11 protein-coding genes are annotated in these 13,475 nt (G+C 69.3%); 5 read left to right on the top strand and 6 right to left on the bottom strand.

The window, feature by feature from the left end:
• Positions 1–7: 7 nt before the first annotated feature.
• The 6 genes from ACTWQO_RS20380 to ACTWQO_RS20355 form a co-directional block, all read right to left on the bottom strand.
• Positions 8–1,018 (bottom strand): LacI family DNA-binding transcriptional regulator, encoded by a 1,011-nt coding sequence (locus ACTWQO_RS20380; protein WP_443238739.1) that lies wholly within the window; start codon positions 1,016–1,018, stop codon positions 8–10.
• Positions 1,018–3,267: an alpha-xylosidase gene (gene yicI, locus ACTWQO_RS20375; protein WP_443238738.1), complete on the bottom strand. Its 2,250-nt coding sequence runs from the start codon at positions 3,265–3,267 to the stop codon at positions 1,018–1,020. The genes ACTWQO_RS20380 and yicI overlap by 1 nt, the downstream gene beginning before the upstream one ends.
• Positions 3,268–3,278: 11 nt before the next feature.
• A complete protein-coding gene (locus ACTWQO_RS20370; protein WP_443238737.1) occupies positions 3,279–4,103 on the bottom strand; it encodes a carbohydrate ABC transporter permease in 825 nt (274 codons plus the stop codon).
• Complete coding sequence (locus ACTWQO_RS20365; protein WP_443238736.1) at positions 4,100–5,050, bottom strand: carbohydrate ABC transporter permease; 951 nt, start codon at positions 5,048–5,050, stop codon at positions 4,100–4,102. The genes ACTWQO_RS20370 and ACTWQO_RS20365 overlap by 4 nt, the downstream gene beginning before the upstream one ends.
• The gene (locus ACTWQO_RS20360; RefSeq protein ID WP_443238735.1) at positions 5,047–6,342 is read right to left on the bottom strand and encodes an ABC transporter substrate-binding protein; all 1,296 of its coding nucleotides are present in this window, start codon (positions 6,340–6,342) and stop codon (positions 5,047–5,049) included. Before ACTWQO_RS20360 ends, ACTWQO_RS20365 begins: the two co-directional genes overlap by 4 nt.
• Before the next feature lie 157 nt (positions 6,343–6,499).
• Positions 6,500–7,747, bottom strand: coding sequence for an MFS transporter (locus ACTWQO_RS20355; RefSeq protein WP_443238734.1), 1,248 nt, complete (start codon positions 7,745–7,747; stop codon positions 6,500–6,502).
• An 83-nt stretch (positions 7,748–7,830) separates the two neighbouring features.
• Between ACTWQO_RS20355 and ACTWQO_RS20350 the strand changes: the two genes are divergently transcribed.
• The 5 genes from ACTWQO_RS20350 to ACTWQO_RS20330 all read left to right on the top strand — a co-directional run bounded on the left by ACTWQO_RS20350 (position 7,831) and on the right by ACTWQO_RS20330 (position 13,407).
• Positions 7,831–8,796 (top strand): LysR family transcriptional regulator, encoded by a 966-nt coding sequence (locus ACTWQO_RS20350; protein WP_443238733.1) that lies wholly within the window; start codon positions 7,831–7,833, stop codon positions 8,794–8,796.
• Between the two features lie 294 nt (positions 8,797–9,090).
• Complete coding sequence (locus ACTWQO_RS20345) at positions 9,091–9,600, top strand: hypothetical protein (protein ID WP_443238732.1); 510 nt, start codon at positions 9,091–9,093, stop codon at positions 9,598–9,600.
• A 20-nt stretch (positions 9,601–9,620) separates the two neighbouring features.
• Positions 9,621–9,968 carry a hypothetical protein gene (locus ACTWQO_RS20340; protein ID WP_443238731.1) on the top strand — a complete coding sequence of 116 codons (348 nt, stop codon included), beginning with the start codon at positions 9,621–9,623 and terminating at the stop codon, positions 9,966–9,968.
• Positions 9,968–12,169: a glycosyltransferase gene (locus tag ACTWQO_RS20335; RefSeq protein WP_443238730.1), complete on the top strand. Its 2,202-nt coding sequence runs from the start codon at positions 9,968–9,970 to the stop codon at positions 12,167–12,169. The genes ACTWQO_RS20340 and ACTWQO_RS20335 overlap by 1 nt, the downstream gene beginning before the upstream one ends.
• Positions 12,166–13,407 carry an acyltransferase family protein gene (locus tag ACTWQO_RS20330; protein ID WP_443238729.1) on the top strand — a complete coding sequence of 414 codons (1,242 nt, stop codon included), beginning with the start codon at positions 12,166–12,168 and terminating at the stop codon, positions 13,405–13,407. The genes ACTWQO_RS20335 and ACTWQO_RS20330 overlap by 4 nt, the downstream gene beginning before the upstream one ends.
• The last annotated feature ends 68 nt before the right edge of the window (positions 13,408–13,475 follow it).

Raw genomic sequence — 13,475 nt, 5'->3', positions numbered from 1 at the left:
ACGGGGTTCAGGGCGCGTTCCGCGGCGCCGTGCTCGCGCGTTCCGTCATTCGGGGCGGCAGCAGCGTGGCCTCGGGCACTGTCTTGCCGCCGAGCTTGTTCATCAGGAGCTCCACGGCCCGTGCGCCCACTTCGGCGGAGGGCAGGGCGACCGAGGTGACCGGGATGCGGAGGGAGTCGGCGAGTTCGTCGGGGCAGATGGCGGTGACGGACAGGTCGGCGGGGACGCGTAGGCCGAGTCGGCCGAAGGCGTCGATCAGCGGCTCCAGGATGGCCTCGTTGTGGACGACGACACCGGTCAACGCGGGCTGCTCCCGCAGCAGTTGCTCGGCGACCGCCCGGGCGGCTGCGGGCGTGGCCTCGCACGGGTGGACCGAGGAGGAGAGCCGGCCCCGGTCGGCGGCGGCGGTGAAGCCCTGGACCACGCGCTGGGCGAACGCGGTCTGGCGGACGTACACCTCCGGCGGCGACCCGATCAGCGCCACCACCCGGTGTCCGAGCCGCGCCAGATGCTCCACGCATGCCTCGCCGGCGGCCTTGAAGTCGAGGTCGATGCAGGTCAGGCCCTCCGAGGAGGCCGGGAACCCGATCATCACCGACGGCCGGTCCAGTGAGCGCAGCAGCGGCAGCCGGGGGTCGTCGAGCTGGACGTCCATGACCACGAGCGCGTCGACGAGCGCCGTGTCGGCGACCCTTCTGAGCCCCTCTTCGCCCTCCTCCTGCGTGAGCAGCAGCACATCATGGTCGTACCGCCGTGCCGTCGTCACCACCGACACCGCGAACTGCATGACGACCGGGACGTGGATGCCGGCCCGTAAGGGCACCACAAGCGCCAGCACGTTCGAGCGACTGCTGGCCAGTGCTCGGGCGCCCGCGTGCGGCCGGTAGCCCAGTTCGCGGATGGACGCCTCGACGCGCTGCCGGGTCTCCTCGGAGATCGGGCGCTTGCCGCTGAGCGCGTAGGAGACGGTGCTGGGGGAGACCCCGGCGTGCCGGGCCACATCAGTGATCTTCACCATCAGCCCAGCTCCACCGTCAGGAACCCGGTCCCGGCCGGCGCCCGCACCACCCGCTCGCCCGCGGCCAGCCCCCACGGCGCCGACGGGTCACTGCACGAGGCCCGCAGTGTGTCCCCTTCGCGTACGACGGTGAAGGCCACCTCCCCGACCCGCACCGTCACTTGGGCGCCCCGCTCCAGCCCGTACGCCCGTAGCGTCACCCCGTCGGCGTGGTCGTAGTCGGGCCGGTCGTCCACCGCGCCGACCGGGATCACCGCACCGGGCCTGACCAGCAGCGGCACGCTCAGGAAGCCGTGCTTCTCGCGCACCCAGCGCGGGCCGGTGACCGTCTGGCCGCTGACGAAGTGGGTCCAGGTGCCCTCGGGACAGTAATATGTCACATACCCCTCATCGTCGAAGACCGGCGCCACCAGCAGATCCGCCCCGAGCATGTACTGCCGCTCCAGATGCGCACACCCGGGATCGTCCGGGAACTCCAGCACCATGGCCCGCATGACCGGCGTCCCCTCGGCCTGTGCGGTGCGGGCGGCCTCGTACAAGTACGGCATCAGGCTGAGCTTCAGCCGGGTGAAGTGCCGCAGCACGTCCACCGACTCCTCGTCGAACAGCCACGGAACCCGGTAGGACGAGCTGCCGTGCAGCCGGCTGTGCGAGGACAGCAGCCCGAACGCCAGCCACCGCTTGAACAGCGAAGGCGTCGGCGTGCCCTCGAAGCCGCCGATGTCATGGCTCCAGAACCCGAAGCCGGAGAGCCCGAGGGACAGGCCACCCCGCAACGACTCGGCCATCGACTCGTACGTCGCCTCGCAGTCGCCGCCCCAGTGCACGGGGAACTTCTGGCTGCCCGCCGTCGCCGACCGGGCGAAGACGACCGCCTCCTCCTCGCCCCGGTGCTTGCGCAGGACGTCGAAGACCGTGCGGTTGTAGAGGTACGTGTAGTAGTTGTGCATCCGCTCCGGGTCGGAGCCGTCGGACCAGGCCACGTCCACCGGCACCCGCTCGCCGAAGTCCGTCTTGAAGCAGTCGACGCCCTGCGCGAGCAGGGCCTCCAGCTTGGCCGCGTACCAGTCGCGGGCGGCGGAGGAGGTGAAGTCGACCAGGGCCATGCCGGGCTGCCACAGGTCCCACTGCCACACGCTGCCGTCCGGCCGCTTCAGCAGATGCCCGAGCGCCTTGCCCTCCGCGAACAGCGGGGAGCGCTGGGCGATGTACGGGTTGATCCAGACGCTGACGCGCAGGCCTCTCGCGTGCAGCCGGGACAGCATGCCCTGCGGATCAGGGAAGACCCGCGGATCCCACTGGAAGTCGCACCAGTTGAATTCGCGCATCCAGAAGCAGTCGAAGTGGAAGACGGAGAGCGGGAGTTCGCGCTCCCGCATGCCCTCGATGAACGACGTCACCGTCTCCTCGTCGTACGAGGTCGTGAAGGACGTCGACAGCCACAGCCCGAACGACCAGGCGGGCGGGAGGGCCGGGCGGCCGGTGAGGGCCGTGTACTTGCGGAGGATGTCCTTGGGGGAGGGGCCGTAGATGACGTAGTACGTCAACTGCTGGGTCTCCGCGCTGAACTGGACCCTCGACACCGTCTCCGAGCCCACCTCGAAGGAGACCTTGCCCGGGTGGTCGACGAAGACGCCGTAGCCGGCGTCCGTCAGATAGAACGGGGCGTTCTTGTAGGCCTGTTCGGTGGCCGTGCCGCCGTCGGCGTTCCAGATGTCGACGACCTGGCCGTTCTTGACGAGCGGACCGAAGCGTTCGCCGAGGCCGTAGACGGAGGTGCCGACCTTGAGGTTCAGCTGTTCCCGCAGGTAGTGCGAGCCTTCCCCGTCCCGCATGATGCCCATGCCCTTGGGGCCGCTGGAGGTGAGGGTGCGGCCGTGGGCGAGGAAGTCGACGTGCCAGGGGCCGGTGCGGGCCACCCGGACCGACAGCGCGCCGGAGGTCAGGGTCGCGTTCTCCTCGTCGTACTCCATGTGGGCGGCGGTCTCCTCCTTGGTGAGGTCGAATTGAGGGCCTCGCGGCTGCTCGCCCTCGAAGTGGGTGAAGGTGAGGCCGATGACGTCGGGCATCGGCGTGTGGGCGCTGATCGTCACGACCGGTCCCTTCAGCAGGTCGCCGCGGTGCCGGATGGGCTTGGTCGGCGCGTGGATCTCCAGTGCGCCGTCCGTCGCGGTGACGTCGAGCACCTCGACCGGGTGGGCCGCGGTGACACCTTCGCGGAGCAGCCAGTAGCCGTCGGTGAACTTCACGTGGGGGTCCCTTACTTCACGGCTCCCACGGCGATGCCGCGGGTGAGCGTTCGCTGGAAGACGAGGAAGAAGACGAGGGCGGGGAGCACGCCGAGGAGGGCGGCCGCGTTGGTCATGGTGGCGTCCATCAGACGCTGGCCCTGGAGGACGCCGAGGGCCACCGACACCGTCTGGTTGTCGTTGGAGATCAGCATGACCAGGGGGAGCAGGAACTCGTTCCAGGTCCAGATGAAGAAGAAGACGAGCAGCACGCCGATGGTGGGACGGCTGACGGGGACGACGATCCGCCACAGGATCTGCCACTTGTTCGCGCCGTCGATCCGGGCGGCCTCGATGATCTCCCGGGGGAACTGGCCGAGAACGGAGGAGAGGAGATACGTGCCGAACGCCGCCTGGATCACCGTGAACACGATGATCACGCTGAGCCGGGTGTCGTAGAGCCCCGCCTCCTTGCTCAGGTAGTAGATGGGGTAGACCAGCGCCTCCTGCGGCAGCATGTTCGCGAGGACGAAGAAGGCCAGCACCCAGGTGCGGCCCTTGATGCGGCCGATGCCGATCGCGTACGCGTTGAGGATCGACAGGATCACCGCGAGCACCGCCACCCCGCCGCTGATGAGCAGGGAGTTGACGAGCTTCTGGGTGTAGTCGACGCGTTCCCAGAAGTCCTTCAGGCCGTCCAGGTAGAGGCCGTCGGGGAGGCTCAGCGGGCCGTTCTGGGAGTACTCCGCGGGTGACTTGAACGCGTTGAGCGTGACGATGAGAAACGGCACGATCATGAAGAGGGCGGCGATGCACAGGGCGATCAGCACCGGGTAGCGACGCAGGGCGCCGGTCATGATCCCTCCCTTTCCTCCGCGCGGGTCTGGAGCTTCAGGCCGATCAGCGACAGCAGCAGGATGATCACCGTCAGGACCGTGGAGATCGCGGCGCCATAGCCGACCTGCGTCTTCTCGAAGAACGTGGTGAAGGAGAAGTAGGACGGGACGTTGGTGGCGCCGCCCGGTCCGCCCTTTGTCAGGACGTACACCGCGCCGAAGACCTTGAGCGCGGCGATCGTGCACCAGGTCAGGACGACGTAGATCTCCGGGCGGATCTGCGGCAGCGTGATGTGCCAGAAGCGGCGCCACCAGCCGGCGCCGTCCAGCTCGGCCGCCTCGTGCAGCTGCGGGTCGACGCGCTGGAGGCCCGCCATGAAGATGACCAGCGGGAAGCCGAGCTGCACCCAGACCATCACGCCCATCACGCTGTAGAGCGCGATGTCGGGATCGCCGAGCCAGTCCTGCTGCCAGCTCGACAGGCCGATCGCCTTGAGCAGTTCGTTGAGGGAGCCGTTCTCGGGGGCGAGGATCCAGCTCCAGACGATGCCCGCGACCGCGATCGGCAGCACCTGGGGGAGATAGAAGCAGGCGCGCAGGACGGCGACCGTCTTGGAGCCGAAGTGCTTGCCGACGTAGTCGAACAGCGCGGCGGCCAGCACCAGTCCGACCGCCGTCGGTACGGCCGCCATGGCGACGACCATGAACAGGCTGTGCCGGAACGACGCCCAGAACTCGGAGTCGTCCAGCAGCTCCCGGTAGTTGGCGAGCCCGGACCACTCCGGAGAGCCCACGCCCTGCCAGTCGGTGAAGCTCACGCCCGTGTTCATCAGGAACGGGACGATGATCACGGCCAGGAAGGCGAGGACACCTGGCAGCAGGAAGGGGGCGGACGAGTCTTGGGGGCGGCGCAGGTGACCGGCGGGGGGCGGGTGGCCGGTCACCCGCCGCTCGACGGTCACCGTCATTGCTTCGGCACGCCCTTGTCGTACGCCTCCTGGAGGGCGTCGAGATAGCCGTCCGACTGCTCGCTGCCGGTGATCAGCTTCTGGGTCTCGGAGACGAGGACGTCGTAGAAGCCGGGGACCGGCCAGTCGGGGTAGAAGGCCAGGCCGTCGCGCTGGGAGAGGGTGTTGAAGTTGTCGATGAGGGTCTTGGACTTCGGGTCGGTGATGGCGCTCGCGTCGGCCGCCACCGGGACACCGCCCTTGTTGCCCAGCAGGTTCTGGATCTTCTCCGACATGGTGATGTCGATGAAGTCGTAGGCGAGTTCCTTGTTCTTGGCGCCCTTGGGGACCACCCACAGGTTGCCGCCGGAGCCGAGCGTGAGGTTGGACTCGGGCCACAGGAAGGTGCCCCAGTCGAACTTCGCCTCGTCCACGAACCGGCCGTACCACCAGCTGCCGGAGAACAGGATCGGCGCCTTGCCCTGGATGAAGGAGACCCCGGTCTCCTCGGCCTTCACATTGCTGGACGTCTTGCTGATGTAGCCCTTCTTCACCCAGTCGGCGAAGGTGTCGGCGGCGTACGTCCATGCCGCGTCGTGGAAGTCGGTCTTGCCCTTGTACAGCTCGTACGAGTCCACCCAGGCGCGGTCGGCCTTCGACAGGGCCAGCTGGTAGAGGTACTGGTGGGCGATGTACTCGGCGCCGCCGTTGGCGAGCGGGGTGACCTTGTTCTTGACGAACGTGTCCATCGCGGCGGTCAGTTCGTCGAACGTCTTCGGCTCGGGGATCTTGTACTTGGCGAAGAGGTCCTTGTTGTAGAAGACCATCGTGTACTCGGCGTAGTTGGGTACGCCGTACCACTTGCCGGAGCCCATGACGCCGTTCGCGTCGTACACGCTGGTGGTGCGGACGCTCGCGCTGAGCTTCTTGTCCCAGCCGCGCTTGGTGGCCTCTTCGGACAGGTCGGTGAGCAGGCCCTGCTTGGACAGCAGGCCCGCCGTCGCGTTGCCCTTGTTGTACTCCATGACGTCGGGTGCGTCGGAGGAGTTGAGGACCATCGGGGCGGTCTTCTGGATCTGTTCGAAGCCCTTCTCCTCGAACTCCACCTTCACGCCCGGGTGCTTGGCCTTGAACTCCTTGATCGCCTCGTTCCAGGCCAGTCCCATCGCGCTGTTCGGGGCCTCGTAGTGCCACAGCTTGAGCGTCTTGCCGTCTCCTGAGGACCCGCTGTCGGAGTCTCCGCAGGAGGTCAGGAGCAGTGACCCGGCGAGTATCACCGCCGTCGCCACCACACGCCTTCGTGCCGTCAACATCCCGTGCCTCCAGGGGAGTCGGAGCCGGATGGATCTTGATGGATCTCGATGGTTCTTGGGGTCACGCAGCGGTCGTTCGACAGCGGTCGTCGAATCGATTCGATGCATGACGTCGAAGCGCTTCGACGGGCGAAGGTATGTGGGGGCTGTGAGGGCGTCAATGGGCTGGACGCGAATTGGTTCGGCGGAGTGTTCCGGGGGACGTTCTGGAGCGTGCTCTGGAGAGCGCGATCATCAATGCCGCCGAGGCGGCCGTCACGGGTATCCAGAACCCGGCCGTCGCCGACAGATGTTCCGTCGTCCAGCCGCCCAGCGCGCTGCCGCACGCGATACCGCCGAGCAGCGCGGTCACCGCGAGCGTCATGCCCTCGTTGAGGCGGTCGGCCGGGGTGTGCCGCTGGATCAGGGTCATGTTGGTGACCATGGTCGGCGCCGTGGCCATTCCGGCGACGAGCAGGGCGCCGGCCAGGACGAGGAGCGAGCCGGTGAGGGCCGCGGCGAGCAGCGGGAGGGTCATGAGCGCGGTCATGGCGGCCACGCAGTACGGGTAACGGCGTTCCGCCGGTCCGGTCGGCTTCATCGCTCCGTACACCAGGCCCGCCGCGCAGGAACCGGCCGCCTGGAGGCCGAGGATCGCGCCCGCCGCCGACTTGTGGCCCTGTGCGTCCGCGAACGCGAGCGTCACGACCTCCATCGAGCCGAAGACCGCGCCCAGGGCGAGACACGCGGCGAGGAGCGGGGGCATGCCGGGGGTGCGGAGGGGGGCTCTCGCCGGTTTCCGTGGCTGTATCGGCGGCTCGGTGGCGCGTTGCGCCGCGAACAGCAGCATGCCGGTGAGCAGGAGTACGGCACCGGTCAGCGTGCCCGCCTCCGGGAAGAACGTGCCGCAGAGGAAGGCCGCGAGGACCGGGCCCAGCATGAAGCACAGCTCGTCCGCGGCCTGTTCGAAGGAGTTCGCGGTGTGCAGGGCGTCGGTGTCGTCCTTGAGCAGGTGGGCCCAGCGGGCGCGGGACATGCCGCCGAGGTTGGGGGTGGTGGCGGTCGCGGCGTACGTGGCGAACAGGGTCCAGTCCGGGGCGTCGAGGCGCACGCACAGCAGCAGCGCGAGGCTGCCCAGTGCGGCGAGGGTGGTGGCGGGTACGGCGACCCGGGCCTGCCCGTGCCGGTCGACGAGCCGGGCGATCCAGGGGGCGGTCACGGCGGTCGCCGCGAGGCCGGTGGCGGTGACGGCGCCGGCGAGGGCGTACGAGCCACGCGAACCGGCGATCATCAGGATCGCGCTCACGCTGAACATGCCCATGGGAAGCCGGGCGATGAGATTCCCGATCGTGAAGGCTCGGGTGCCGGGGAGGGTGAAGAGGTGGCGGTAGGGGCTGGACACGGAACGGCGGTAACGGCTGGGCATGGAGCAACCGTCGCCCGTAGGTGATCAAGGGGTCCAACACCTTCTGCGGGCCGATTCACGCACCTGCGTTGTAAGTTCCCGTCATGCCCGCTCACCTCGATCCCCGCTTGCTGCGTGCTTTCGTCACCGTTGCCGAAGAACTGCACTTCACCCGCGCCGCGACCCGGCTCTACGTCGCCCAGCAGGCGTTGAGTCGTGATGTACGGCGCCTGGAGCGGGAGTTGGGCGTCGAACTGTTCCTACGGACCACGCGCCAGGTGACGCTGACGGCCGACGGCGAGCGGCTGGTGCCGTACGCGCGTCGGGTGCTGGCGGCGCAGGAGGCGCTGCTGTCGGCGTTCGGGCAGGCCAGACCGCTGCTGGTGGACCTGAACTCGCCGGGTCTCGTCACCGGTCGCCGGGTGCTGCACCGGGCGCGCGCACTCGCCCCCGAGCAGGAGCTCATGGCCCGCTTCGAGAGCGGGCTGACCGGCGCGGCGGGGGAGTTGATCGCGGGGCGGCTGGACGCGTCGTTCGGGCGGTTCGCGGGGCTGGACCCGGCGCTGCGGGCCCAGCTGGAGCACCGGCCGGTGCGGTACGAGCCGATGGCGGTCGTCCTGCCCGAGGATCACCGGTTGGCCGGATTTGAGACAGTGCCGCTCGACGCGCTCGCGGGCGAGACGGTGTATGCGGGCGCCGGAAATCCCCGTACACCGGAGTGGACCGATCTGGCCCGTCGGCTGTTCGAGGGGCGCGGCATCGAGGTCGCCGCGCCCGCTCCGCTCGCGGTGGGTGACGAGGAGTTCCAGCGGATCATGGCCAAGATGCGTAACCCGATCCTCGCCGTGGTGGATTTTCCGGCCATGCCTTCGACGGTGGTACGGCCCCTCGTCGACCCCGTCCCCCTCTCGCTCGTCAGTTTGGTGTGGCGAAAGGGGCTGGTGCACCCCGGATTCGACGCACTTCGACGGGCCGCGGCCCAGCTCGCCGCCGAGGAGGGATGGCTGCGGAGGCCCGCCGAGGGATGGATTCCAGCCATTGACGTGGACACAGTAAGTACGCATAACTGACACGTGACGAACATGGATCCTCCCCGGTGCGCTACATTCATGCCCTGAGCACGGTGTGGTAAGGGGGGCGCTCGGACCGGGTGGGGGCACGGTTCGGTCGACGGGTGCTCGGAGTCGTGTGCGCGCCCAGAACTGTCCCGTGGGGGGATGTGCGTGCGCGTGAAAAATTGGCGAGAAGACGCCCAACCGGAGTGGCCTGACGCGGCTTCGGGGACCCGGGAGTTGCCGGTGACGGGAGAGCGGTCGGGCGATGCGCCGGGTGCCGGCACCCAGGCCTTTCCGGAGACCGGGGGAATGAGAGCGCGGCAACGGACGGCGTCGGGCGCTTCCACGGCTGACGAGACCGAGGTGCTGCCGCGAGCCGATGGACGCATCGCTCCCAGAGACCCGTGGGCCGAGTCCGGCGAGACGGACGGGCACACCCATGACCCGCACGAGGTGACGGTCCAGCTCGACGGCATAGGGCTGCAGCTCGACAACATGCGCCTGCACGCGGCGAAGGGCGGACCGTCCGGCGCGGGCGGCCCCTCTTCCTCGTCCCCCTCCTCCGACGGACCGGTGTTCGTCGACGAGTCGGGGCGCCGCAGCCGCAGGTACCGCCGGATCGGCATGGCCGTGGGCATGGCCTGCGCGGTCTACGCCGTGGTCATCCTGGCCACCCTGATGTCCGGCAATTCCGAAGCGCCCTGGCTGCCCGTACCGGGCCAGAAGGACGACCAGCCGGCCGGCAACGTCGACACCCCGCCGCTCCCCGCCCAGTCGGCGCCGCCCACACCGGCACCGACCTCGTCTCACCCGGCGTGACCGAGTCCGCGGGAGCCGACGTGACGCCCTCACTCGGCGCGTCCGCCACCGCTCCCGGCGCCTCCGCCGGCGTCGTGGACCCCGGCACGTCCGCCGACCCCGAGCCCTCGGCGACCCGGACGCCCCAGAACCCGGGCACCGGTCCGTCCGACGACCCCGCTGACCCGGAGCCGTCCGACGACCCGTCGGCCTCCGCCTCGCCCGACCCGAGCCCGACCGGCGGCGGCGAGCCCTCGCCCTCGTCCAGTGCCTCCGCGACCGTCGACACCCCCGGCGCTGTGGCCGACGGCGCGAGCGACCCGAGCCCCGTCACACAGGAGCCGGGCGGCACCTCCGCTCCAATCCCGTCCCCGGAGAACATCACCTGATGGCATCCCGCACCCGCCGTCCCGGGCCCGCGACCGGAGCCCGTGACGGCTCCCGGCGCCGCCGCCTGCCCATGCGCCTACTGCTGCCCTCGCTCGTCCTTGTCGCGTTGATGGCGATGCTGATGCTGCGGGGGTATGTGCACAGCGAGATCCTCGCCGACCACCGCGTACAGCCGCCCGCCGCCACCGACCGGGTGCCGGAGCAGATCCTCAAGGGCGGCCCCGTCATCGACACCCGCAGTGGCCGCACCACCAGCCTGCGCGTCCCCGACCACCGGCTCGTCCTCACCTTCGACGACGGCCCGGACCCGGTCTGGACCCCGAGGGTCCTGGACGTGCTGAAGGAGCACCACGCCCACGCGGTCTTCTTCGTCACCGGCACGATGACCTCGCGCTACCCCGACCTCGTCAAGCGCATGGTGGACGAGGGCCACGAGGTGGGCCTGCACACCTTCAACCACCCCGACCTCTCCTACCAGTCGAAGCAGCGCATCGACTGGGAGCTGTCCCAGAACCAGCTCGCGATCAGCGGCGCGGCCGGCATCCGTACCTCCCTTTTCCGGCCGCCGTACTCCTCCTTCGCCGACGCCATGGACAACAAGTCCTGGCCGGTCACCGACTACATCGGCAGCCGCGGGTACATCACGATCGTCAACAACACCGACAGTGAGGACTGGCAGCGGCCCGGCGTCGACGAGATCATCCGTCGCGCCACCCCGCAGGACGGCAAGGGCGCGATCGTCCTGATGCACGACTCCGGCGGCGACCGCAGCCAGACCGTCGCGGCCCTCGACCGGTTCCTGCCCGATCTCAAGGCGCGGGGCTACGAGTTCGACAACCTCACCGAGGCCCTCGACGCGCCCAGTGCGCACACTCAGGTCACCGGCCTCGACCGGTGGAAGGGCAAGGCCTGGGTCTTCCTGGTCCAGGCCTCGGAGCGGATCACGGACGTGCTCGTCGTCGCCCTGGCCGTGATCGGCTTCCTGGTCATCAGCCGCTTTGTCCTGATGCTCCTGCTCTCCGGCGTCCACGCCCGGCGGGTGCGCCGGCGCGACTTCAGCTGGGGACCGACGGTCACCGAACCGGTGTCGGTGCTGGTGCCGGCGTACAACGAGGCCAAGTGCATCGAGAACACCGTCCGTTCACTGATGGCCAGTGAGCATCCCATCGAGGTCGTGGTCGTCGACGACGGCTCCAGCGACGGCACCGCCCGCATCGTCGAGGCGATGGGCCTGCCGAACGTCCGGGTGGTCCGCCAGCTCAACGCGGGCAAGCCGGCCGCCCTCAACCGCGGTCTCGCGAACGCCCGTTACGACATCGTCGTGATGATGGACGGCGACACCGTCTTCGAACCGGCCACCGTCCGCGAACTCGTCCAGCCCTTCGGCGACCCGAGCGTGGGCGCGGTCGCGGGCAACGCGAAGGTCGGCAACCGCGACTCCCTCATCGGCGCCTGGCAGCACATCGAGTACGTGATGGGCTTCAACCTCGACCGCCGTATGTACGACACCCTGCGCTGCATGCCAACGATCCCGGGCGCGGTGGGAGCGTTCCGGCGCAGCGCCCTCGAACGCGTCGGCGGCATGAGCGACGACACGCTCGCCGAGGACACCGACATCACCATGGCGATGCACCGCGACGGCTGGCGGGTCGTCTACGCCGAGAACGCCCGTGCTTGGACAGAGGCCCCGGAGACGGTCCAGCAGCTCTGGTCCCAGCGCTACCGCTGGTCGTACGGCACCATGCAGGCGATCTGGAAGCACCGCAGGGCACTGGTGGAACGGGGTCCGTCGGGCCGCTTCGGCCGCGTCGGCCTGCCCCTGGTGTCCCTGTTCATGGTCCTGGCCCCGCTCCTGGCCCCCTTGATCGACGTATTCCTCCTCTACGGCATCATCTTCGGCCCGACGACGAAGACCATCGGCGCCTGGCTGGGCGTCCTGGCGATCCAAGCCGTCTGCGCGGCCTACGCCTTCCGCCTCGACCGCGAACGCATGACCCACCTCATCTCGCTGCCCCTCCAGCAGATCCTCTACCGGCAGCTCATGTACGTCGTCCTGCTCCAGTCCTGGATCACCGCCCTGACCGGCGGCCGCCTGCGCTGGCAGAAGCTGCGCCGCACGGGGGTCGTCGAAGCGCCGGGCGGCGGAGTGCCGCGGCCGCGGACGCCCCAGGACGGGGCCGATCGGAGGCCGGCGGGATGACGCAGAGTTACGAGCCGACGACGGGCGTGAGCACGTCGTACAGCGTTCCGCAGCAGCGGACGGCAGAGCAGCCGGCACCCGCTGCCGTGAAGCCCGGCCGGGACCGCTACCTGGACCTCCTTCGCTCGATCGCCCTGGTCCGCGTGGTCGTGTACCACCTGTTCGGCTGGGCCTGGCTGACCGTCCTGTTCCCCTCCATGGGCGTGATGTTCGCGCTGGCGGGCTCCCTGATGGCCCGCTCGCTGAACCGACCGGCACGGGGAGTGATCAAGGGCCGCATCCGGCGCCTCCTGCCCCCGCTCTGGGCGTTCAGCGCGGTGATCCTGGTCCTGATGTTCGCGGACGGCTGGAACCCGACGAAGGGCTCGGACGAGGGCCCCGTCTGGACCCTCCTCAAGCTGGTCAACTACGTCGTCCCGATCGGCGCCCCGCCCTTCCCCTGGAGCATCGGCTCCAAGACGGGCCTGGTGGAGGACACCTGGGCGGTGCAGACGGCGGGTCCGCTGTGGTACCTGCGGGCGTATCTGTGGTTCGTGGTGGCATCCCCCCTGCTGCTGTGGGCATTCCGCAGGGCACCCTGGCCGACCCTGCTCGCCCCGCTGGGCCTGACGGCCGTGCTGGGCACAGGACTTGTCACCATCCCCGGCGAAACGGGCAACGCGGTCACCGACTTCGCGGTCTACGGCGGCTGCTGGGTCCTCGGCTTCGCCCACCACGAGGGCCTGCTGGCGAAGATCCCCCGCTACATGTCCGTCTCCTGCTCAACGTTGCTGATGGCCTTCGGCCTGTGGTGGGCATCCGGCCACCTGGGCCCCGACGGCTGGGACCTCAACGACATCCCACTGGCGCAGGCGACCTGGTCCTTCGGTTTCGTGGTCATCCTCCTCGTCTACTCCCCGTCCTGGCAGGAACTGCCCGGCCGCCTCGCGAGGTGGGACAAGCTCGTGACGCTGTCCAACAACCGCGCCGTCACTATCTACCTCTGGCACAACATGCTCATCATGGCCACGGTCCCGATCATCGACCCCGTGTACGAGCTGCCGTTCATGCAGAGCGAGAGCGCAGTGGCCGCCCTCGACGCCACGTACATGCTGTGGATGTTCCTGCTGGTGTGGCCACTGATCGGGCTGGCGATCGTGGGGGTGGGCTGGATCGAGGACATCGCCGCCAGGCGGAGGCCGAGGTTGTGGCCGAATGGGAGGGCGAAGCAGAGGGCTGGGGGGAGTCACCGGGGGTAGAGCGCGCGCCCTTGATGCCCCGTCGGGCCAGCTCCGCCCGGGCCCAGACGGCCTCGAACGCATCCGCG

This window comes from Streptomyces sp. 4N124 (assembly GCF_052245395.1).
Classification (GTDB): domain Bacteria; phylum Actinomycetota; class Actinomycetes; order Streptomycetales; family Streptomycetaceae; genus Streptomyces.
Note: the sequence above shows the minus strand (reverse complement) of the source record. Positions and strands in the feature narration are given on the sequence as shown.